The sequence below is a fragment of the Flavobacterium chungangensis genome, assembly GCF_042654045.1.
Classification (GTDB): Bacteria; Bacteroidota; Bacteroidia; order Flavobacteriales; family Flavobacteriaceae; genus Flavobacterium; species Flavobacterium chungangensis.
Genome location: NZ_JBHSFY010000003.1, coordinates 404,205 through 426,517 on the forward strand (window position 1 = coordinate 404,205; position 22,313 = coordinate 426,517).

The following is a 22,313-nucleotide window of genomic DNA, read 5'->3' on the forward strand; positions in this document are numbered from 1 at the left end:
ATAACACAAATCTAATTAAAATAAAATGAAAATATATCGCTTTGCAGTGGTTCTATGCCTGTTTTTTTTGTCTTGCAATCAAAAAAGTAAGGTTGAAAAAGAAGTAGAAGAAATTCCTGTTGATATTAAAGTAGAACGATTTGATAAGGTGTTTTTTGAAACCAAACCGCAAGATCTTGCGAAAGTAAAAAAACAATATCCGTTTTTCTTTCCTGGTAATGATGATAACGTTTGGGTTCAGAAAATGAACGATCCGATCTGGAGAGAAGTTTATGAAGAAGTTCAGAAAAAGTACAGCAATTTTGAGCCGGTTCGCAAAGAGTTTAACGAACTTTTTCAGCATGTAAAATACTATTTTCCTAAAACTAAAATTCCTAAGGTAATTACAGTAATTGGAGAAATGGATTATAATGCAAAATCTATTTACGCGGATAGTCTAGTAGTGGTAGCTTTAGAATTGTATTTAGGTAAAAACCACAAGTTTTATGAGTTCCCAAATTACTTAAAAGAGAACTTTGAAGAAAGACAAATTATGCCAGACGTGGTTTCTAGTTTTTCGTATCGAAATATTCCAAATTCTATAGATAAGAGTTTGGTTGCTCAAATGGTTTTTGAAGGGAAACAGCTTTACGCAAAAGATTTGCTGATTCCTGAATATACAGATGCAGAAAAAATGGGATATACTCCAGAGCAGATAAAATGGTGTGAAGAAAACGAAGCCTATATGTGGCGTTATTTCATAGAAAATGAAATGCTTTACAACGAAGACCCAAAGCTGAGAGCACGATTTATAGCTCCAGCGCCTTTTTCTAAATTCTTTTTAGAAATAGATAACGATTCTCCAGGACGAGTGGGAGCTTGGATTGGCTGGCAGATGGTACGTTCTTACATGAAAAACAATAGTGATGTAACTTTGGCTGAATTATTCAAGCTTGAGCCAAAAGAAATCTTCGAAAAATCAAAATATAAACCTAAGAAATAATGGCAAATATAAACTCAGAGATTAAATTTAATATAGAATTGGACGAAAACCGTGTTCCTGAAAAATTAACATGGAGCGCACAAGATGGTGGAGTTCAAGCTGAAGAAGCAAAAGCAATCATGCTGTCTATTTGGGACAGTAAGGTAAAAGAAACAATGCGTATTGATTTGTGGACAAAAGATATGCCGGTAGATGAAATGAAGATTTTCTTCCACCAGACTTTAGTTGCGATGGCCGATACTTTTAAACGTGCAACAGACGACGAAAAAATGTCTGACACAATGAAAGATTTCTGTGACTACTTTGCAGAAAAACTGGAGCTTACGAAGTAATAGAAATTCCAATATAAAAAAATCCCAAATTCCAATTTCAAATAATTGGGTTTGGGATTTTTTGCTTTTTATTGTAATTGTCTAAGTAAGTCAAATAACAGGATATTTCCTTTTTTTTGTTCTTTTTTATTTGATAGATCTTTTGTCTAGGTCTTTGAATATCTTTTTTAAAGCTCCTTTCATTAATTTATCTGATGTTTTGTAAAACTCTACATTGTCAATAAACTTGTTTGATTTTTCGGTAGACCACATCGGTTCGGTTTTTGTTTTTTGAGAAATCCCGACCACATTTTGAGAATAAATAATTTCTTGAGAATTTAAATCGTAAATTTCAACAAGTACGGCAGCTTCGTTTTTTCCTACTTCGTCATCGGATTGATAGAGCTCAATATAAGAGAAATCACTTTTTCGTTTTGTAGTTGAGATATTGATAAAAAAATCAAAACCGGTTCCGTCCTTTAATTCTTTTAGTTTTGTTTTATTAGGATTTAAATGAATCTTTCGACTAACTAATATTCCGTTAACATCATTTATATAAAACAAACGATCTCCTAAATTCTTTTTAAAAAAGGTTAAAGATTCTTCCGTTAATTTGTCTTTGGATTTTTTAGGACAATCTAATTCATTCATTAGCCATCTTCCGGAGCTAAAATTAACACCAGATCTTGGTCCAGATGTAAACATATAAGTTGGTGTTCTGCAAGATGTCAGGATGAGAATCAAGAGAATAAAAAACAATGGTTTTGGGTTCTTCATAAACTATTTTTGGTTGTGTCAAATGTACTTTAAAAGATAGCTTACTGGCTATAAAAAACGATTTGTTTTTAAGGTTTTACTTTCAAAAAATAAAATCCCAAATTCCAGATTTATAATTGGAATTTGGGATTTTAATATTGTGAGTTTTTAAAACTTTAAAATTCAGAGTTGTTTTTAAAAACTTCTTGATTCACTTGATCTATATAAGATAATAGTTCTTCTTTTCCGGTAGATTCTGTAGATGAAGTTACAAAATATTGAGGCATTTCAGCCCAGTTGTTGGCAAACATCTGTTTTTTGTAAGCTGCAATATGCGAATCTATTTTTGTTTTGCTAATTTTATCTGCTTTAGTAAAAATAATGCAGAACGGAATTTCGCTTTCGCCCATATAAGACATAAATTCAACGTCGATATTTTGAGCTTCGTGGCGAATGTCAATTAAAACAAAAGCACAAACCAGTTGTTCTCTGTTTTCAAAATAATCAGTAATAAATTGCTGAAAAACTGATTTTGTTTTCTTAGAAACTTTAGCGTAACCATAACCAGGCAAATCGACCAAAAACCAATTATTGTTGATTTTGAAATGATTTATTAATTGTGTTTTTCCTGGTTTGCCAGATGTTTTGGCTAAGTTTTTATTGTTGGTAAGCATATTAATCAAAGATGACTTACCTACGTTTGATCTTCCTATAAAAGCATATTCTGGCAAAAAATCCTTTGGACATTTTGATGCATCAGAATTGCTAACAATAAATTCGGCGGTGTTAATTTTCATGTTCTTTCGTTTTAAAACCTCCTAAAAAAAATAAATTTTGACGGCTAAAAATTCTTTTCAGTAAGCCATTTTTCAAGAATTTCATTAAATTCCTGAGGGTGTTCCATCATCGCTGCGTGTCCGCATTTGTCAATCCAGTATAAAGTTGAATTTGGTAACAATTTATCAAATTCTTCAGCTACATTTGGAGGAGTTACAGAGTCATTTCGACCCCAAATAATACAAGTTTCAACGTCCATTTTTGGCAAATCTTTAGCCATATTATGACGAATGGCACTCTTTGCAATGGTTAAAGTTTTGATTAATTTGATGCGGTCATTAGCTGTAGCGTAAACTTCATCAATCAAATCGGGAGTTGCAATTTTTGGGTCATAAAATACAGCTTCAGCTTTTGTTTTGATGTATTCGTAATCGCCTCTTCTTGGATAGCTATCTCCCATTGCGCTTTCGTAAAGTCCAGAACTTCCAGTAATTACAAGTCCGGCAACTTTCTCAGGATAAAGTTTTGTATGGTACAAAGCAATATGCCCTCCAAGAGAATTTCCTAGAAGAATAACTTTGTCAAACCCTTTGTAAGTGATAAAGTCTTTTACGTATTTCGCAAAACTTTTTACGTTCGTTTTTAAAATGCTTTGGGTGTATATTGGCAAATCTGGGATAACAACTTTATATCCTTTCGTTGGGAAATATTGTGCTACACCATCAAAGTTACTTAGACCTCCCATTAAACCATGCAGAATAACGATCGGAGTTCCTTCTCCAGCTTCGAAATAGCTGTATTTGCCTTCTTTTTTATAGTGTTTGTCCATCTAATCTAATGCCAATTTCAATTTCGACAAATATAGGGTTAATTCAACAAAAATGAATTTTTGATGCCATTTTTTAACTAGATAATTTCAGTAGAATATCTAAAATGTTAAAAATCAGCAATTAAGATGATATTTGTTAAAATGCGCAAATGTTAAGAAATGTGCATTATAATCAATTTTTTAAGAAAATTAGCGCATTATTTTTTTGAATGAATAACGTATTTAAGAATCTGTTAATTAATAGTTAAAGTATTGATTAATTGCAGGTTATGGAAAGTGGTAGCAAAGTGGTTAAACTTATTAACAAAGTGGTATAAAGTGGTAATATGTGGTAATATTTTTTATATTTTTGCTGTATAACATGTTAACTAGTTTTTTTTGAACACAATTGTTGGAACATATGAATGTAAAGTCGATGCTAAAGGAAGGCTAATGATGCCTGCACCTTTAAAAAAGCAGTTGACGGCTTCTCTTCAAGACGGATTTGTTTTGAAGCGTTCTGTTTTTCAGCCGTGTTTAGAGTTGTATCCGATGGTAGAATGGGATGCGATGATGAAAAAAATCAACAAGCTTAATCGCTTTGTAAAAAAGAACAACGATTTCATTAGAAGGTTTACTGCTGGTGTTAAAGTGGTTGAGGTTGATGCATTGGGAAGATTGCTTGTTCCAAAAGATTTGGTAACGTTTGCAAGTATTTCTAAAGATGTGGTTTTTTCATCTGCGGTTAATATTGTTGAGATTTGGGACAAAGATTTATACGAGAAATCAATTAGTGGCGAAGATATGGATTTTGCAGATCTAGCCGAAGAAGTAATGGGAAATATTAATGACGACGAAGATGGAATATCATAATCCGGTTTTGCTTCATCCAACAGTAGATGGTTTAAATATTAAACCTGATGGTGTGTATGTAGATGTTACGTTTGGAGGCGGTGGTCATTCAAAAGAGATTTTAAAAAGATTAGGGCCAAACGGAAGGCTGTTTGCATTTGACCAAGACGAAGATGCGCTTGCCAATGCACTGCCAGACGAAAGGTTCACTTTGATAAACGAAAATTTTAGGTTCATAAAAAGGTTTTTACGTTTTCACGGAGTAAAAGCAGTAGACGGAATCTTGGCAGATTTGGGAGTTTCATCACATCAGTTTGATGTTCCAGAAAGAGGTTTTTCTACCAGATTTGATGCAGAACTAGATATGCGGATGAGTCAAAAAAATGATTTAAATGCTTATCGAGTGGTTAACGAATATGAAGAACAGGATTTACGTCGTGTTTTTTTTGATTATGGGGAGTTGAAAAATGCACCAGTTTTGGCTAGAACAATTGTTGAGGCAAGAAAAGATTACCCGATCAAAACGACTGAAGAATTGAAAGATGTTCTGAAAAAGTTTTTGCCAGAGAAAGTTAGAAACAAAGTTTTGGCTCAGATTTATCAGGCAATTCGAATCGAGGTAAATCAGGAAATGGATGTTCTAAAAGAATTTATTGAGCAGTCTCTTGAAATTTTGAAACCAGGTGGAAGATTTTCGGTAATCTCGTATCATTCTCTAGAAGATCGTTTGGTAAAGAGATTTATTAAAAACGGAATGTTTGAAGGAGAACCAGAAAGAGATTTTTACGGAAATTTTTCAGTTCCATTCAAAACTATCGGAAAACTGATTGTTCCAGACAACGAAGAAATCAAAATTAATAATAGAGCAAGAAGTGCCAAATTAAGAGTCGCAGAAAAGCTATAATATATATTAAGGTAGGAAATAATGAAAAGTGGTGTATTTAGCATATTAAAAGCAAGATTCCTGATTCATGAAGATGCAGTGAAAAATTGGCGATTTATCGTCTTTATAATTCTGCTGGCCATTTTGATGATTGCCAATACACAGCGATACGAACAAAAGGTTTTTGAAATCGCGAAATTAAATAATGAAGTAAAAGAACTAAGATCAGAATTTGTAGATCGACGTTCAGAATTGATGAAGTTAAAAATGGAGTCGACTATTTCGGATAAAATGTTAGAAAAACAAATTTTTCCGTCGACGGTTCCTCCAGTGAAAATAGAAGTTAAAAAAGAAGAAGAAAAAAGTTTCTTTAAAAGAATATGGCAGTAGACGATAAACATATATCCTACAGAATTTACCTCGTAGCAGTTTTCATCTTTTTGATGGCAATTGCTATTGTCGTTAAATTAACCAATATTCAGTGGGTTGATGGAGATTATTACAGAAAACTGGCGAAACAGCGTACCGTTAGAAATTTTGTAATTCCTGCCAATAAAGGAAATATTTATTCTGCGGATGGGAGTTTATTGGCAACATCAATTCCGAATTATGAAATTCGTTTTGATGCAAAAGCGCCAAAAAAAGAAACATTCGAAAAATATGTAAAGCAATTGTCAGATTCTCTAGCAACTGTTTTAGATAAACCAAGCGGTTATTTTCAAAAAGAATTAAGAAAAGCAAGAGAGAATAAGAACCGTTATTATTTAATTGCCCGCAATTTGAGTTATACGGAATATGTGAAAATTAAAGGGTTTCCATTATTCAATTTAGGTGCTTTCAAAGGTGGAATTATTGTTGAGCAAGAAACTGTTAGAAAACATCCAATAGGTAAAATTGCAGAAAGAACAATTGGTTACGACCGTATTGATCCAGCAACTGGAATAGAAGTAGGAAAAGGAATTGAATGGGCTTTTAAAAGCTATTTGAACGGTAAGGATGGTAAAATTCTAAAGCAAAAAATTGCAAAAGGACAATGGAAACCAATTCGTGATGTAAACGAAGTGGATCCAATTGACGGTTACGATGTGATTTCGACTATAGATGTTTTTATACAGGATATCGCACACCATGCTTTGTTGAAACAATTGGAAGATTACGAAGCAGATCACGGTTGTGTGGTAGTAATGGAAACAGAAACAGGATACATAAAAGCGATTTCAAATTTAGGAAGAGCAGAAGATGGTTCTTATTACGAAACAACCAATTATGCGGTTGCTGAATCTCACGAACCTGGATCGACTTTTAAATTAGTTGATTTAATGGCGATTTTAGAAGATAAGGTGGCTGATACAAGTACAGTTTACGACAGCCATGGCGGGGAAATTAGATATTATGGAAGAGCTGTTCGTGATTCGCATAGAGGCGGTTACGGGAAAGTTACTTTGGCACGTGGATTTGAGCTTTCGTCCAATACCGTAATGGTTCAGGCGGTTTACGAAAATTACAAAAGCAACCCGCGTAAGTTTGTGAATCATATTAATGAATTAGGTTTAAATAAGCCATTGGGATTGCATTTTAAAGGAGAAGGAAGGCCTTATATTCCGCAGCCTGGAGACAAACATTGGTCAGGAACTACACTTCCTTGGATGGCTTTTGGATATAACGTTTCAGTTACGCCAATGCAGACTTTAACTTTGTATAATGCGGTTGCAAACAATGGGGTAATGGTAAAACCACAGTTTGTGTCAGAAATTAAAGAATGGAACAAAACCATTAAAAAGTTTGATACAGAAGTAATGAATCCAAAGGTTTGTTCGCCAGAAACACTAAAAAAAGTAAAAGCAGTCTTGGCGAATGTGGTGAAAAAAGGAACAGGTTCTAAGTTGTATTCGAAAGATTTTTCAATGGCAGGAAAAACGGGAACAGCTATGGTAAATTACGGTAACGCAGGAAGAGAAGGTATGTATTATGCATCTTCTTTCGCGGGGTATTTTCCAGCTGATCATCCAAAGTATTCTTGTATTGTAGTGGTTCATAAACCTAATACGTCTAGAAATAATTACTATGGAGCAGATGTTGCCGGACCGGTTTTTAAGAGAATTGCACAAAAGATTTTTACCGATGCGCCTTCGACAAATAAAATCAAAAAATTAGATTCTAGAATTCCAAAGCAGGATGCTAGTTATGATAAATATACGGCTGAAGCTAATAAAAAGCTTAACCAGATTCCGAATTTAAAAGGAATGCCAGGAATGGACGCGATTGCTTTATTAGAAAATTTAGGTTTGAAAGTAAAAGTAAATGGGATGGGGAAAGTAAAGAATCAATCGATTCAAGCGGGAACCAGTATAAGTAAAAACACAACAATTGTATTAGAATTATCGTGAAAGTATTAAAAGACATATTATATAAAGTAGCTATTGAATCTGTAAAAGGTTCAACAGATATTGCTATTTCTAAAATTGAATTTGATTCACGTAAAGTAGAGGCAAATGACATTTTCGTAGCAATTCGCGGTTCACTTTCAGATGGACACGATTATATCGAAAAAGCAATCGAACTTGGAGCAAAAGCTATTATTTGTGATACGCTTCCTGAAAATACAGCTAGTGAAGTAACGTATGTTCAAGTAAAAGATACCAATACAGCTTTGGCTTTTATGGCGGCTAATTATTTTGAAGATCCATCTGCAAAACTAAAATTAGTTGGTGTAACAGGAACAAATGGTAAAACAACGATTGCATCATTATTGTTTCAGTTGTTTCAAAAAGCAGGTTTTAAGGTTGGCTTATTGTCAACGGTAAAAATTGTAGTAGATCAAACAGAATATCCAGCAACGCATACAACACCAGATTCTTTAACTATTAATCATTATTTAAATGAAATGGTTGAAGCGGGAGTTACGCATTGTTTTATGGAAGTAAGTTCGCATGGAATTCACCAGAAACGTACAGAAGCTTTGCATTTTGTGGGCGGAATTTTTACGAATCTTTCTCACGATCACTTAGATTATCACCCAACATTTGCTGAATATAGAGATGTTAAAAAGTCATTTTTTGATTCTCTTCCAAAATCAGCTTTTGTTATATCGAATATTGATGACAAAAACGGATCAGTAATGCTTCAGAATACAGCGGCTAAAAAACTGACTTACGCTTTAAAATCTTATGCAGATTATAGAGCGCAGATTTTAGAAAGCCAATTGTCTGGATTATTGTTGAAGGTTAATGATAATGAAGTTTGGGTAAAACTAATTGGTACATTCAACGCATACAACGTTTTAGCGATTTACGGAACTGCTGTAGAGCTAGGAATTGATAGTCTTGAAGCGTTGCGTTTACTGTCTGATTTAGAAAGTGTTTCGGGACGTTTTCAGTATATCGTATCAGATGGCGGAATTACTGCTGTTGTAGATTATGCGCATACGCCAGATGCCTTAGAAAATGTTTTAAAAACGATAAATGATATCCGTACCAAAAATGAGCAGTTGATTACTGTTGTTGGATGTGGAGGAAATCGGGATAAAACAAAACGCCCAATTATGGCAAAGATTGCTTCAGATTTAAGCGATAAAGCGGTTTTGACTTCAGATAATCCAAGAAATGAAGATCCAGAAGTTATTTTGGATGAAATGGAGCAAGGAGTTGAGCCTCACAACTATAAAAAAATGCTGCGAATTACAGATAGAAAACAGGCAATTAAAACGGCTTGTCAATTGGCTCAGCCTAAAGATATCATTTTAATTGCAGGAAAAGGGCATGAAACCTATCAAGAAATAAATGGTGTTCGCCATCATTTTGATGATATGGAAACGGTAAAAGAGATTTTAGAACAACTAAATAAATAACAAAAAGGAAATTTCAAATTCCAAAACCAATTTATAATTGGAATTTGGAATTTAAAAATTGGGATTTCGAAAAAAAACAAAGAAATATGCTGTACTATTTATTTGAGTATTTTGATAAAACATTGGACATTCCTGGAACAGGGGTTTTCCAGTACATCACATTTAGATCAGCTCTGGCATTTATGCTTTCGTTGCTTCTGTCGACTATTTATGGTAAAAGAGTGATTAACTTTTTACGCCGTCAGCAAGTTGGAGAAACAGTACGTGAGCTTGGTCTTGCTGGTCAGAATGAAAAAGCTGGTACGCCAACAATGGGTGGATTAATTATCATTTTTGCAACATTACTTCCGGTTTTGTTATTTGCAAGATTGCATAACATTTATATCGTTTTACTAATTGTAACTACATTATGGATGGGGACAATTGGTTTTGTTGACGATTATATCAAGATATTCAAAAAAGACAAACAAGGTTTAAAAGGTATTTTTAAAGTAATTGGTCAAGTAGGTCTTGGAATTATAGTAGGAGCGGTTCTTTATTTTAACCCTGCTGTTACCGTAAGAACAGATACTGGACGTACAGATATTTTTAAAACAGCTGGAAATACAACAGTAGTATTGCCGGCGCCTATTGAAGAAAAATCTACAGCAACGACAATTCCTTTTGTAAAAAACAATGAATTTGATTACGCTGAAGTATTGTCTTTTATGGGAGATGGATATGAGAAATGGGCTTGGCTAGTTTTTATTCCAGTAGTGATTTTCATTATTACAGCGGTTTCAAATGGGGCTAATTTAACAGATGGAATAGACGGACTCGCGGCAGGAACCTCTGCAATATCCGTCCTCGCGCTCGGGATTTTTACATTCGTTTCGGGTAATATCATTTTTTCAAATTATCTGAATATTATGTACATCCCCAACTCGGGAGAAATGACGGTCTTTATTTCGGCTTTTGTTGGTGCGCTTATTGGTTTTCTTTGGTACAATTCTTATCCAGCTTCTGTATTTATGGGAGATACGGGAAGTTTGACCATTGGAGGGATTATCGCAGTTTTAGCCATTGCAGTTCGTAAAGAAATATTGATTGTTTTATTCTGTGGAATTTTCTTAGCAGAAAGTGCGTCAGTAATTATTCAGGTTACTTATTTTAAATATACGAAGAAGCGTTTCGGAGAAGGCCGAAGGATATTTCTAATGTCGCCTTTGCATCATCATTATCAGAAAAAAGGATATCACGAAAGTAAAATCGTAACTCGTTTCTGGATTGTTGCCGTGATGTTAGCCATTTTATCAATCATCACTTTAAAACTGAGATAAATGAGGCTAGTAGTTTTAGGAGGGGGAGAAAGCGGTGTAGGAACCGCGATCCTCGGTAAGAAACAGGGATATGATGTTTTTGTATCCGATTTCGGAAAAATAAAAGAGAGTTACAAAGAAGTTCTTATCATTAATAAGATAGCCTGGGAAGAAGAGCAGCATACAGAAGGTCTAATTCTAAATGCAGATGTGGTAATGAAAAGCCCAGGAATTCCAGATAAATCTCCGATAGTAAAAAAGCTGGTTGCGGCAGGAGTGAAAGTGATTTCGGAAATTGAATTTGCAATTCCTTATACAGAAGCCATGACCATCGGGATTACAGGAAGTAATGGTAAAACAACCACCACAATGCTGACCCATCACTTGTTGAAATATGCAGGATTAAATGTCGGATTGGGAGGGAATATTGGAAAGAGCTTCGCTTGGCAGGTGGCTGAGAATAAATTTGATGCCTACGTTCTTGAATTAAGCAGTTTTCAGTTGGACGGAATAATAAATTACAGGCCAGATATTGCTATTATAACCAATATAAGTCCGGATCATTTAGATCGATACGAATATAAGTATGAAAATTATATCAATTCGAAGTTTCGAATAACAATGAACCAGATTGAGAACGATTATCTCATTTACGATGCAGACGATGAGGCAAGTACAGAATGGTTAAAGAAGAACAAAACAAAAGCAAAACTAATTCCTTTTTCATTGACAAAAAAATTTGATGAAGGGGCTTCTATAAATAACAACAAAATGGAAATAAAGATCAACCAAGAAGAGTTTACAATGGATACAGAACACATTGCGTTAGAAGGAAAACATAATATGAAAAACGCCATGGCAGCAAGCTCTGTAGCTAAATTGATGCAAATTAGAAATGCAACGATTCGTGAAAGTCTATCTAATTTCCAAGGTGTTGAACACCGTTTAGAAAAAGTATTAAAAATACAGAACGTTCAATATATCAATGATTCAAAAGCAACAAACGTAAACGCTACTTTCTTTGCTTTGGATAGTATGAATGCACCAACAGTATGGATTGTCGGAGGTGTTGATAAAGGAAACGATTATAACGAATTAATGTCGTTAGTACGCGAAAAAGTAAAAGCTATTATCTGTCTTGGAATCGATAACCGTAAAATTATCGATGCATTTGGAAACGTTGTTGATATTATGGTTGAAGTAAATAATATGAATGATGCAGTAAAAACTGCTCAAAGATTAACAGAAAAAGGTGATGTGGTTTTATTGTCTCCAGCCTGCGCAAGTTTCGATTTATTCGAAAACTACGAAGACCGTGGAAAACAATTTAAGCAAGCAGTACACAACTTGTAGAAAATAGTTTAAAGTTTCAAGTTTCAGGTTTCAAGTTAGATACCTGAAACTTGAAACCTGAAACAAAACAAAACCTGAAACAAAAAGATTATGAAGGAGCTAGTAAACAAACTAAAAGGAGATAGGGTAATATGGTCATTTGTGGCCTTATTGGCGTTGTTTTCGTTTATGCCTGTTTTTAGTGCGAGTAGTAATTTGGCTTATATTGGACACGGAACAGGAAATACATTAGGGTATTTGGTAAAACATCTGGCGCATATTTGTATCGGATTCTTGATTATTTACTGGGTGCATAGAGTTCCGTATCACTATTTTAGAGCCATTTCGAAGATTGCGCTTCCAGTGGTTTGGATTTTACTGCTTTATACGCTTTTAAAAGGAACTGTTATCGCTGGTGCAAATGCGAGTCGTTGGATTCAGGTTCCCTTTATCGGAATTACGTTTCAGACATCAACATTGGCATCTATTGTTTTGTTTATTTATGTAGCGCGCTATTTGTCTAAGACTAAAGAAGAAAATGAGCCATTTCAGACCTCGTTGATTCAGCTTTGGGTTCCAGTATTTATCACATTAGTATTAATTCTTCCAGCAAACTTTTCGACTACGGCGTTAATTTTTGCAATGGTTTTGATGCTGACATTTATTGGTAAATATCCATTAAAATATATTGCTTTTATCATTGGTTCAGGAGTTGCGATGTTAGCATTTTTCCTTTTAGTGGCAAAAGCTTTTCCAGACTCAAGATTCTTTAGCAGGGTTTCAACTTGGGAAAGTCGTATTACGAATTTTACAACAGACAAACCAGACGAAGATGACTATCAGATTGAGAAAGCAAAAATTGCAATTGCATCTGGGAAATTAGGAGGGTTAGGTCCAGGAAAAAGTGTTCAGAAGAACTTTTTACCGCAATCTTCTTCCGATTTTATTTATGCCATTATTGTAGAAGAATACGGTTTGGTTGGAGGAGTTTCAATTGTTATTCTGTATTTGTTGTTATTGTTCCGATTTGTAATTGCTTCGCATAAAGCTCCTACAGTGTTTGGAAAATTAGTTGTCGTTGGGGTTGGGTTTCCGATGATATTTCAAGCAATGATCAATATGGCGGTTGCGGTAGAATTGTTGCCAGTTACAGGGCAGACACTTCCGTTGATAAGTAGCGGGGGAAGTTCGATTTGGATGACCTGTCTTGGGCTCGGAATTATCATTAGTGTAACGAGAAAAGAAGAAGAAATTGCTGAGGATAAATTAGAGAGAGAAAAACGAAAAGAAGCCTTACAGCGATTGATAGATAAAGAAATGGCAGAAGAGGATTTACCAGCAGATGAAATATATGAAGAAGAGGCAGTGTATTCGATAGAAGACAATTCAAGAAATCCGATGAATGCGGTTTTAAACAAATAAGATTAAAATATAAAATTTTTTAAAAAAGTTGTAATTTTTAGACAGATGACAAAGTATAAATTCATACTTAGCGGAGGAGGAACAGGAGGGCACATCTATCCTGCGATTGCAATTGCAAATGAATTAAAATTACAATTTCCTGATGCAGAATTTCTTTTTGTAGGTGCCAGAGATAAAATGGAAATGCAAAAAGTGCCTCAGGCAGGTTACGAAATAAAAGGTCTTTGGATTGCGGGTTTACAGCGAAAATTGACATTACAAAATTTGATGTTTCCACTTAAACTGGCAAGCAGTTTATTGGAATCAAAAAGGATAATTAAAAAGTTCAAGCCCAATGTGGTAATCGGTACAGGTGGTTTTGCCAGTGGCCCTTTATTGCAAGCGGCAGGTTCGGCAGGAATTCCCACGGTTGTTCAGGAGCAGAATTCTTATCCAGGAATTACAAACAAATTGTTGAGCAAGAAAGCCAATGCGATTTGTGTGGCTTATGAAAATTTAGAGCGTTTTTTTCCAAAAGAAAAAATTGTTTTAACAGGGAATCCAGTTCGTCAGGATTTAATTGACATTGAAAGCAAACGTGAAGAAGCAATTGCTTTCTATGGTTTAGATCCGAATAAGAAAACATTATTGGTTTTAGGAGGAAGTTTAGGAGCAAGAAGAATCAATCAGTTAATTGAAAAAGAATTGCAAAATTTCCTTTCGCAAGACGTTCAGGTAATCTGGCAATGCGGAAAATTATATTTTGAAGATTATAAAAAATACAATCAGCCAAATGTAAAAGTGGTTGATTTTATTGAAAGAATGGATTTTGTTTATGCAGCATCAGATGTCATAATTTCACGTGCAGGTGCTTCATCAGTGTCAGAATTGTGCATTGTGGGGAAACCAGTGATTTTTATTCCGTCACCGAATGTAGCTGAGGATCACCAGACTAAAAATGCACAAGCGATTGTTGATGCTAAAGGTGCGATTTTGTTGAAAGAATCTGAGCTTGACAGTCAGTTTAGCATTGTTTTTGAAGCGCTGCTGAAAGATTCTGGAAAACAGAAACAATTAAGTGATAACATTAAAAAATTGGCAAAACCAAGGGCTACACAAGATATTGTGGCTGAAATTGTCAAGTTAATTAGATAAGCTGTAAGCTATAGGCAATCAGCTTTAAGCTTGAGAATGCTATCTAAAACGTAATATAGATTAAAAGGATAAAAGAGGATTAGAAAATAAAGACAAAAGTTATAGGCTTACAGCCTAAAGCTTACGGCATAAAGCAAAAAAAAAATGAATTTAAATCAAATACAAAACGTTTATTTTATTGGTATCGGAGGAATCGGAATGAGTGCTCTGGCTCGTTATTTCAAGTTTATTGGAAAACAAGTTTCAGGTTACGACAAAACGCCTTCTATGCTAACTAATGAATTGATTGAAAGCGGTATTGATATTCATTTTGAAGACGATATAAACTTAATTCCAAAAGATTATTATGTAGAGAATACGTTGGTGATATATACGCCAGCGGTTCCAAAAACACATTCAGAATGGAATTATTTTATTGAAAGACATTACGAAGTTAAAAAGCGTGCAGAAGTTCTTGGAATTATAAGTAAAGACACTTTTTGTTTTGCAGTTGCAGGAACACACGGAAAAACAACAACTTCTAGTATTTTGGGGCATATTTTGTTTCAAAGCGGTGCTGATGTAACGGCTTTTATTGGAGGAATTGTAGAGAATTATAATTCAAACTTGATAGGAAGTGGAAAAACGGTAACAGTTGTAGAAGCAGATGAATTTGACAGATCATTTTTGCATTTGCGTCCAGATATCGCTTGTGTGACTTCTATGGATGCGGATCATTTAGATATCTACGGAACAAGTGATGCAATTGAGGCTTCTTTTAGAGAATTTGCTTCAAAAGTTGAGGATAAAAATAATCTCTTCATTACCAAAGAATTGCCTTTAGAGGGAGTTCAATGTGCTGTAAATGAAGATGCTGTTTATAAGGCTTTTAATGTTCGCATTGAAGATGGGGCCTATGTTTTTGATGTGCAGACGCCATCAGAAATTATGAAGGATTTGCGTTTTGGATTGCCTGGAAGACACAATTTAATGAATGGATTGATGGCTATTGCGATGGCTAAAACTTATGGCACCCCGACTGATTCTATTGCAAAAGCCATTGCTTCGTTCAACGGAATTAGAAGACGTTTTTCATACCAAATTAAGAGTGAAAATTTAGTGTATATTGATGATTATGCACATCATCCAACAGAAATAAATGCTGTTCATCAAGCAGTTAGAGAGTTGTATCCAGGACGTAAAGTTTTGGCAATTTTCCAGCCGCATTTGTTTAGCAGAACAAGAGACTTTATTGACGGATTTGCAGCAAGTTTATCGCAGTTTGATGAAGTGTTTTTGATGGATATTTACCCTGCTAGAGAGCTTCCGATGGAAGGAGTAACTTCTGAGTGGCTTTTGGGTAAAATGACAAATTCGAACAAAAAGATTGTTGCAAAAGAAGATTTATTAGGTGAAATTAAAGCCAGTGATGCACCTATTATTGTAACAATTGGAGCTGGTGATCTGGGAGAGATGGTTCCGTCAATTAAAAAGGTTTTAAATGAAAATATTTAATTGGGCAAATATTAGATTAGTACTTATTTTCGGACTGGTTTTGTTCCTGTATTCTTTCGCTAAACACCGAAATGGAGATCGAAAATTGAAAAAATCAGTGGTCGTTTTTGTAGGAGAAAATACGCTTTTTGTGAAGCCAGAGACGGTTAATAAATTGTTGATAGAAAATAGAAGAGACGCTTCCAGTATTAGAAAAGATGAACTAGATTTGAATAAGATAGAGAAAACCCTCGATACGCAAGAGATGATTGAGAAGTCAAATGTTTTTGTAAGTATTGATGGAGTTCTAAAAGCAGTAGTAAAACAGAAGACGCCCATAGCAAGAGTTTATGATGGCGCTGCTTCTTTTTATATTGACTATGAGGGAAATAAAATGCCCTTATCGGACAATTTCACTGCGCGAGTTCCTCTTGTTTCAGGGGCAATAAATGAAAAAAATAACGAAGATTTAGCAGCTTTATTTCGCACAATTTATGACGATGCGTTTTTGAAAAAAAACATCATTGCTGTAGAGATTATGCCGAATGGAAGCTTAAAAATGTTTAATCGTAACTATGATTACTTCATAGATTTTGGAAGAACGATGAATGTTGATAAGAAATTTAGAAACTATAAAGCCTTTTTTCAAAAAGCAGTTTTAGATAGTTCGTTATACAAATACAAAAAAATTGACCTTAGGTTTACGGAACAAGTAGTTTGCACTAAATAATAGAAAATGGAAAAAGATAATATTGCAGTAGGTCTAGATATTGGAACAACCAAAATCGTTGCCATGATTGGCAAAAAAAATGAATATGGTAAGTTGGAGATTTTGGGCATTGGTAAATCCAAAAGTTTGGGTGTTGCCAGAGGAGTAGTAAACAACATTACGCAGACGATTCAATCGATACAGCAGGCGATAGTCGAAGCAGAAAATAATTCAGGATACAAAATTAAAGATGTAGTTGTGGGTATTGCCGGACAGCACATCAGAAGTATTCAGCATACAGATTACATCAGCAGAAATAATCCAGAAGAAGTAATTGGCGAAAAAGATATTCAGCTTCTAATCGATCAGGTAAACAAACTGGCGATGTTACCAGGAGAAGAAATTATTCACGTTTTGCCACAAGAGTTCAAAATCGATGGACAGTCTGAAATTAAAGAGCCAATCGGAATGTATGGCGGAAGATTAGAATCTAGTTTTCACGTTGTAGTAGGGCAAGCATCTTCAATCAGAAACGTCGGAAGATGCATTCAGAGTTCAGGAATAGAATTGTCTGGATTGACATTAGAACCATTAGCTTCAGCAGATGCTGTTTTGAGTCAGGAAGAAAAAGAAGCTGGTGTTGCGCTTATCGATATTGGTGGTGGAACAACAGATTTAGCTATTTTCAAAGATGGTATCATTCGCCATACGGCTGTAATTCCTTTTGGTGGAAATGTAATTACAGACGATATCAAAGAAGGCTGTTCGATCATCGAAAAACAAGCTGAACTTTTAAAAATAAAATTCGGATCTGCTTGGCCAGGCGAAAATAAAGATAACGAGATTGTTTCTATTCCAGGTTTGAGAGGAAGAGAGCCAAAAGAGATTTCGCTTAAAAACTTATCTAAAATTATCCACGCAAGAGTGGTGGAAATTGTAGAGCAAGTTTTTGCAGAAATTAAAGCATACGGACACGAAGATCCTCGTAAAAAGCTAATCGCTGGAATTGTATTAACAGGTGGTGGTGCACAATTAAAGCACATTAAGCAGCTGGTAGAATACATTACAGGAATGGATACGAGAATTGGTTATCCGAACGAGCATTTGGCAGGAAACTCTGGAGAAGAAATCTCTAGCCCGTTATATGCAACTGCAGTAGGATTAGTAATGAACAGTATCGAAAACAGTTCGCAAAGTGCTGTTAGAATGGAAATGGTAAAAGAGCAACCAAAAATTGTTTATAGAACCGCTCCGCCAGTACAGCGATACGAAGTAGAAGAAAACTACGTTGAAAGAGTAGAAACTATTGATGAGCCTGAAGAAGTTGTAAGTCAGAAGGCGCCTAAAAATGAATCTACTGAAACCAAAATAAGAAGATCATTTTTTGATCGATATGTCGACAAAATCAAAGAATTTTTAGACAACGCAGAATAATAAAAAGAGAAGGATTATTTCTTGCCCCAAGTCAAGAAGTAAAAAATGTACTTAATAAGAATTTCAAAAAACCAAAAAGATGATGAGCAACTCAGAATTTGGAAGTATTTCATTTGATTTACCAAAAAATCAATCAAATGTAATCAAAGTAATAGGTGTAGGTGGAGGCGGAAGTAACGCAATTAACCACATGTTCAAACAAGGTATTAAAGGTGTAGATTTTATCGTTTGTAATACCGATTCGCAAGCGCTTCAAAATAGTTCAGTACCCAATAAAATTCAGTTAGGAGTTAATTTAACTGAAGGGTTAGGGGCTGGAGCAAACCCAGATGTTGGACAGCAGTCTGCAATTGAAAGTATTTCTGATATTGAAAAGATGTTGGACCGCGGTACTAAGATGGTATTTATTACTGCTGGTATGGGTGGAGGAACTGGAACTGGTGCAGCTCCGGTAATTGCGCAATTAGCAAAAGAAAGAGAAATATTGACAGTTGGTATCGTGACCATTCCGTTTCAGTTTGAAGGGAAAGTGCGTCAGGAGCAAGCTATTATTGGAATTGAGAAATTGCGCAAGCAAGTCGATTCTTTAATTGTAATCAACAATAATAAATTAAGAGAAGTATACGGAAATCTAGGTTTTAAAGCTGGATTCTCGAAAGCGGATGAAGTTTTGGCAACAGCCTCTAGAGGTATTGCTGAAGTAATTACGCACCACTATACTCAGAATATCGATTTACGTGATGCGAAAACTGTTTTGGCCAACAGTGGGACTGCTATAATGGGGTCTTCTGTAGCTGAAGGCGAAAACAGAGCTAAAGATGCTATCGTTTCGGCTTTGGATTCTCCATTGTTGAATGATAATAAAATTACAGGTGCCAAAAACGTATTGTTGCTTATCGTTTCTGGAACTAATGAGATTACTCTGGACGAAATTGGAGAAATCAACGATCACATCCAAGCTGAAGCGGGTTACAATGCAAACATTATCATGGGAGTTGGTGAAGACGAAAGTCTTGGCGAAGCTATTGCAGTAACTATTATCGCAACAGGTTTTGATGTAGAACAACAAAATGAAATTGTAAATACAGAACCAAAGAAAATCATTCACACGTTAGAAGATGAGCAAAGAAGTGTTCATAATCTAACCAATAAACCGCTTGCATCTTTTGATTTAACTGTGGATACACCAACAGCAAAAGTGGAAGATAAAGTAGTGTTTGACTTAATTGATGATGACGAAACTTTTACTCCGACTCCAGTTCAAGCTGTTGCTCCAGCTATTAATCAGGAAGAGTTAGTGGTTATGTCTGAGTTTATCAAAAATCTTGACGTAACTTTCGAAATTGTTTCGCCAATTACCGATATCGATTTTACAATATCTGCTCCTGAAACGCCAGCAGCAAGAGAAGTGCAACAGCCACCAGTACAGCAGCAGCCAGTACAACAGCAAAGAGTATTTGAAAGAGAAGAGCAAACTACTTTTTCTTTTGATCTTCCTTTGTTCAAGCAAGAGCCTATAAAAAGAGAACCAGTTGTTGAAGATAATAGAGTTTTGTTTGAATTGACAAATGAAACTCGTGATATTAAAGTAAACGATCCAGTACAATTTGTTCCAGTAACTGAAGTTTCAGATAACGGAATCATTAAGTATTCTCTAGAAGAATATATGGAAGTTGAAAACGATTTGTTGGCTTCTAAACCAGTTGAGAAAGTAGTTGAAGAAACCATTCCAGAGGAATTAAACATCACGTTGAAACCAAGACCAGATTTTGCTAGTCAGCCTGATTTGGCTACAACTTCTGAAGTTTCTCCTTTAGAATTAACTATTGAAGAAACATTACGTTTAAGAGCTGAAGAAAGAAGAAAGAAACTAAAAGAATTTAACTATAAATTCCATAACAATGTTTCTAGAATTGATGAGTTGGAAAAAGAACCAGCTTATAAAAGATTAGGAATAGATTTATCTAATTCACAATCTAACAATACAAATTCTAGAATTTCTGTTGGAACAGATAGTAACAACGATTTGCAATTACGTTCAAACAATTCATTTTTGCACGATAACGTAGATTAATTTTAGAATCATAATATTTGGTAACCCGAAAATTGGATTTAATTTTCGGGTTATTTTTTTTATCTTCGCACAGAATTTAGAAATTTGACTTTTAAAATAGTATTTTAAAGACAATATTGTCACCCTGAGCGAAGTCGAAGGGCTTCTTGCTGGAAAGGGCTTCGACTTCGCTCAGCCTGACAAATCACAATTTCAAGAACTAAATATCAATTAATAAGCTTTGGCTTATTTTAAATAAAACATAAACATGAGTTTACAAACACAAATCATGGACGAAATCAAAACGGCCATGAAAGCAAAAGATACTGTAGCTTTAGAAGCGTTAAGAGCTGTAAAATCAGAATTATTATTGGCTTCAACAGCTTCTGGATCTAAAGAAGATTTGTCTGAAGATGATGAAATTAAATTACTTCAGAGATTGGTTAAAACTCGTAAAGAAAGCGCAAGAATCTTTACAGAGCAAAACCGTCCAGATTTAGCAGAACCAGAATTGGCTCAAGTAGCTGTAATCGAGAAGTTTTTACCAGCTCAATTAAGCGAAGAAGAAGTAGAAGCTGTAATAGCAAAAATTATTGCTGAGACAGGAGCTTCTGGAATCGCTTCAATGGGTAAAGTAATGGGATTAGCATCTGCTCAATTAGGAGGAACTGCTGAAGGAAAAACCATTTCTACAATTGTAAAGAAATTACTTTCGTAATAAATTCCAATAAAGAAATTCCAAATTCCAAATTGGAAAGTTCAATATATAAATTCCAAATTCAAATAGTAAACTTGGAATTTGGAATTTTAAAAAATTGAAAGTTTAAAAATTTTGACCTCGTAGTTCAACTGGATAGAATATCAGATTTCGGCTCTGAGGGTTGGGGGTTCGAACCCCTCCGGGGTCACTAAAAAAAAGCCTGAGAATATTGTTCTCAGGCTTTTTTATTTAAAAATACATTATGCCTTAAATATTTGTTCCCTGAGCCAAGAGTCTTTATTTGAAGGGACATCATGATCCAAAAGCATGACAAAAGAAGAATCAATTAAAGAAGATTATTTTAGAATAAACAAAAGTATAGATTATTTTGAAGATAAATTAAAATTTCAGAATAACAGACATATTGAGCGTATCTTAAATAATTTATGGGCTCATAATCATAATTCTTAATAGTTTTAAGCATTATTTTCATGTAGTTTTTACTCGTTAATCGCTGGCTTTGTTAGTTTGTTTTTGCGAACAAGCGCAAAAACAAACCAATAAAAAGATGTACAACAAATACTTCTTCATCAAAATTTATCTTAGAATTTCTAATTCATCCTTGCCTTCAGGGATGTATAGATAGTATTTTCTGTATTTAGCTCTTAACGAGCCGTCTTTCTTATATTTTCCCCATAAAGCAGATTTGCCTCTCATTTTTGCCTCTGTACTGGTAAGTTCTAAACAAACTATTTTACCATCTCCATAAAATTTTAATTGATAATTTTCTAATGGCTCAAGTCTAAAAGTTGGATTTATAAAAGGTTCTAAATATGCGCTTAAATTTTCTTCTAATTCTTTTCTTGAATCAAAAGCACTCTGACAAGTTTCTTTTTCCTTTAATTCTAAAAATGAAAAGTACTCTTCTATTTCTTTATAATTTATCAGCCTCCATTGTTTTTTATAAAAATCAACAACTTTCTGTTCCAGTTTTTCCTGATTCCATTTTCTTAAATCCTGACTTTTCTCTAAACTAGTAAATTCGTAAGGGACTTTTGCTTCAAAAGTAAAACTGGCTTCATAATAGTTTTTCCCTGCAGCAGCAAATATCTTTATTGGACCATTCTCATTGACTCCATCTACAGTAGGAGTCAAATAAGAGGCTATTTCTTTTCCTTTTTTATACCTATCAACATTATCAGATTCGCTAATATCAATTTGCATATCGGTTTCTTCCCGTAAGATTTTATAATCAAAGTCCGAGCCCTTAATAGCTGGGTACAATCTAAAGGTTACTTTTTGTGTACCACTCTTAAAAATGTAATTATTAATAGTAACTGTTGAACCTTTTCCAAGATCTGTATAATTTTTATCCACAGGTATATCATTTACTAAAATTTCTGAGTAGCAAATGTTTTGTTTGTATGTTAAATAATACATGGGTTCATAATCGTAATGCTTAATAGTTTTAAGCATGGTTTCTATATAATTTTTACTGGTTAAATTGCTGCCTTTATTGGTTTGTTTTTGCGAACAAGCACC

21 protein-coding genes and 1 tRNA gene are annotated in these 22,313 nt (G+C 34.5%); 18 read left to right on the top strand and 4 right to left on the bottom strand.

Features of this window, described 5'->3' with window-relative positions:
- The first annotated feature begins 25 nt into the window (after nt 1-25).
- Nucleotides 26-982: a gliding motility lipoprotein GldB gene (gene gldB / locus ACFO3N_RS06915; protein ID WP_379796320.1), complete on the top strand. Its 957-nt coding sequence runs from the start codon at nt 26-28 to the stop codon at nt 980-982.
- Nucleotides 982-1,314, top strand: a complete 333-nt coding sequence (gene gldC, locus ACFO3N_RS06920; RefSeq protein WP_172426852.1) for a gliding motility protein GldC — start codon at nt 982-984, stop codon at nt 1,312-1,314. The genes gldB and gldC overlap by 1 nt, the downstream gene beginning before the upstream one ends.
- A 126-nt stretch (nt 1,315-1,440) precedes the next feature.
- On the opposite strand, the gene ACFO3N_RS06925 is transcribed toward gldC, so the two are convergent.
- The 3 genes from ACFO3N_RS06925 to ACFO3N_RS06935 form a co-directional block, all read right to left on the bottom strand.
- Nucleotides 1,441-2,070, bottom strand: coding sequence for a hypothetical protein (locus ACFO3N_RS06925; protein ID WP_379796322.1), 630 nt, complete (start codon nt 2,068-2,070; stop codon nt 1,441-1,443).
- Nucleotides 2,071-2,225: 155 nt separating this feature from the next.
- Nucleotides 2,226-2,846, bottom strand: coding sequence for a ribosome biogenesis GTP-binding protein YihA/YsxC (gene yihA / locus ACFO3N_RS06930; protein WP_379796324.1), 621 nt, complete (start codon nt 2,844-2,846; stop codon nt 2,226-2,228).
- A gap of 44 nt (nt 2,847-2,890) precedes the next feature.
- Nucleotides 2,891-3,655 carry an alpha/beta fold hydrolase gene (locus ACFO3N_RS06935; RefSeq protein ID WP_095928582.1) on the bottom strand — a complete coding sequence of 255 codons (765 nt, stop codon included), beginning with the start codon at nt 3,653-3,655 and terminating at the stop codon, nt 2,891-2,893.
- A 378-nt stretch (nt 3,656-4,033) separates the two neighbouring features.
- Here ACFO3N_RS06935 and ACFO3N_RS06940 point away from each other — a divergent pair, with 378 nt between their 5' ends.
- From ACFO3N_RS06940 to ACFO3N_RS07015, 16 genes are all read left to right on the top strand, one after another.
- A complete protein-coding gene (locus ACFO3N_RS06940; RefSeq protein ID WP_035691746.1) occupies nt 4,034-4,507 on the top strand; it encodes a division/cell wall cluster transcriptional repressor MraZ in 474 nt (157 codons plus the stop codon).
- Nucleotides 4,482-5,390, top strand: a complete 909-nt coding sequence (gene rsmH / locus ACFO3N_RS06945; protein WP_248729495.1) for a 16S rRNA (cytosine(1402)-N(4))-methyltransferase RsmH — start codon at nt 4,482-4,484, stop codon at nt 5,388-5,390. Before ACFO3N_RS06940 ends, rsmH begins: the two co-directional genes overlap by 26 nt.
- A 21-nt stretch (nt 5,391-5,411) precedes the next feature.
- On the top strand, nt 5,412-5,759 hold the full coding sequence (locus ACFO3N_RS06950) for an FtsL-like putative cell division protein (RefSeq protein ID WP_008467159.1): 348 nt from the start codon (nt 5,412-5,414) through the stop codon (nt 5,757-5,759).
- Entirely contained in the window at nt 5,750-7,756 is a 2,007-nt protein-coding gene (locus ACFO3N_RS06955) for a penicillin-binding protein (RefSeq protein ID WP_379796327.1), read from the top strand. The genes ACFO3N_RS06950 and ACFO3N_RS06955 overlap by 10 nt, the downstream gene beginning before the upstream one ends.
- Nucleotides 7,753-9,216, top strand: a complete 1,464-nt coding sequence (locus ACFO3N_RS06960; RefSeq protein ID WP_379796330.1) for a UDP-N-acetylmuramoyl-L-alanyl-D-glutamate--2,6-diaminopimelate ligase — start codon at nt 7,753-7,755, stop codon at nt 9,214-9,216. The genes ACFO3N_RS06955 and ACFO3N_RS06960 overlap by 4 nt, the downstream gene beginning before the upstream one ends.
- An 86-nt stretch (nt 9,217-9,302) precedes the next feature.
- On the top strand, nt 9,303-10,535 hold the full coding sequence (gene mraY / locus ACFO3N_RS06965) for a phospho-N-acetylmuramoyl-pentapeptide-transferase (RefSeq protein ID WP_379796332.1): 1,233 nt from the start codon (nt 9,303-9,305) through the stop codon (nt 10,533-10,535).
- A complete protein-coding gene (gene murD / locus ACFO3N_RS06970) occupies nt 10,536-11,867 on the top strand; it encodes a UDP-N-acetylmuramoyl-L-alanine--D-glutamate ligase (RefSeq protein ID WP_379796334.1) in 1,332 nt (443 codons plus the stop codon). It begins immediately after the preceding gene.
- Between the two features lie 90 nt (nt 11,868-11,957).
- Entirely contained in the window at nt 11,958-13,268 is a 1,311-nt protein-coding gene (locus ACFO3N_RS06975) for an FtsW/RodA/SpoVE family cell cycle protein (protein WP_379796337.1), read from the top strand.
- Between the two features lie 45 nt (nt 13,269-13,313).
- Nucleotides 13,314-14,402: an undecaprenyldiphospho-muramoylpentapeptide beta-N-acetylglucosaminyltransferase gene (gene murG / locus ACFO3N_RS06980; protein ID WP_095928588.1), complete on the top strand. Its 1,089-nt coding sequence runs from the start codon at nt 13,314-13,316 to the stop codon at nt 14,400-14,402.
- A 144-nt stretch (nt 14,403-14,546) separates the two neighbouring features.
- Nucleotides 14,547-15,896: a UDP-N-acetylmuramate--L-alanine ligase gene (gene murC / locus ACFO3N_RS06985; protein WP_379796339.1), complete on the top strand. Its 1,350-nt coding sequence runs from the start codon at nt 14,547-14,549 to the stop codon at nt 15,894-15,896.
- A complete protein-coding gene (locus ACFO3N_RS06990) occupies nt 15,883-16,605 on the top strand; it encodes a cell division protein FtsQ/DivIB (protein ID WP_248729504.1) in 723 nt (240 codons plus the stop codon). The genes murC and ACFO3N_RS06990 overlap by 14 nt, the downstream gene beginning before the upstream one ends.
- Nucleotides 16,606-16,611: 6 nt before the next feature.
- Entirely contained in the window at nt 16,612-18,018 is a 1,407-nt protein-coding gene (gene ftsA, locus ACFO3N_RS06995) for a cell division protein FtsA (protein ID WP_250834005.1), read from the top strand.
- 79 nt (nt 18,019-18,097) lie between these two features.
- A complete protein-coding gene (gene ftsZ / locus ACFO3N_RS07000; RefSeq protein WP_379796342.1) occupies nt 18,098-20,092 on the top strand; it encodes a cell division protein FtsZ in 1,995 nt (664 codons plus the stop codon).
- 247 nt (nt 20,093-20,339) lie between these two features.
- Nucleotides 20,340-20,789, top strand: a complete 450-nt coding sequence (locus ACFO3N_RS07005) for a GatB/YqeY domain-containing protein (protein WP_379700681.1) — start codon at nt 20,340-20,342, stop codon at nt 20,787-20,789.
- Between the two features lie 116 nt (nt 20,790-20,905).
- Nucleotides 20,906-20,979, top strand: a tRNA-Arg gene (locus ACFO3N_RS07010).
- 119 nt (nt 20,980-21,098) lie between these two features.
- A complete protein-coding gene (locus tag ACFO3N_RS07015; protein ID WP_172426854.1) occupies nt 21,099-21,242 on the top strand; it encodes a hypothetical protein in 144 nt (47 codons plus the stop codon).
- Nucleotides 21,243-21,368: 126 nt separating this feature from the next.
- Here the strand turns inward: ACFO3N_RS07015 and ACFO3N_RS07020 are convergent, their stop codons facing one another.
- A complete protein-coding gene (locus ACFO3N_RS07020) occupies nt 21,369-22,247 on the bottom strand; it encodes a hypothetical protein (protein ID WP_379796344.1) in 879 nt (292 codons plus the stop codon).
- Nucleotides 22,248-22,313: the final 66 nt, after the last annotated feature.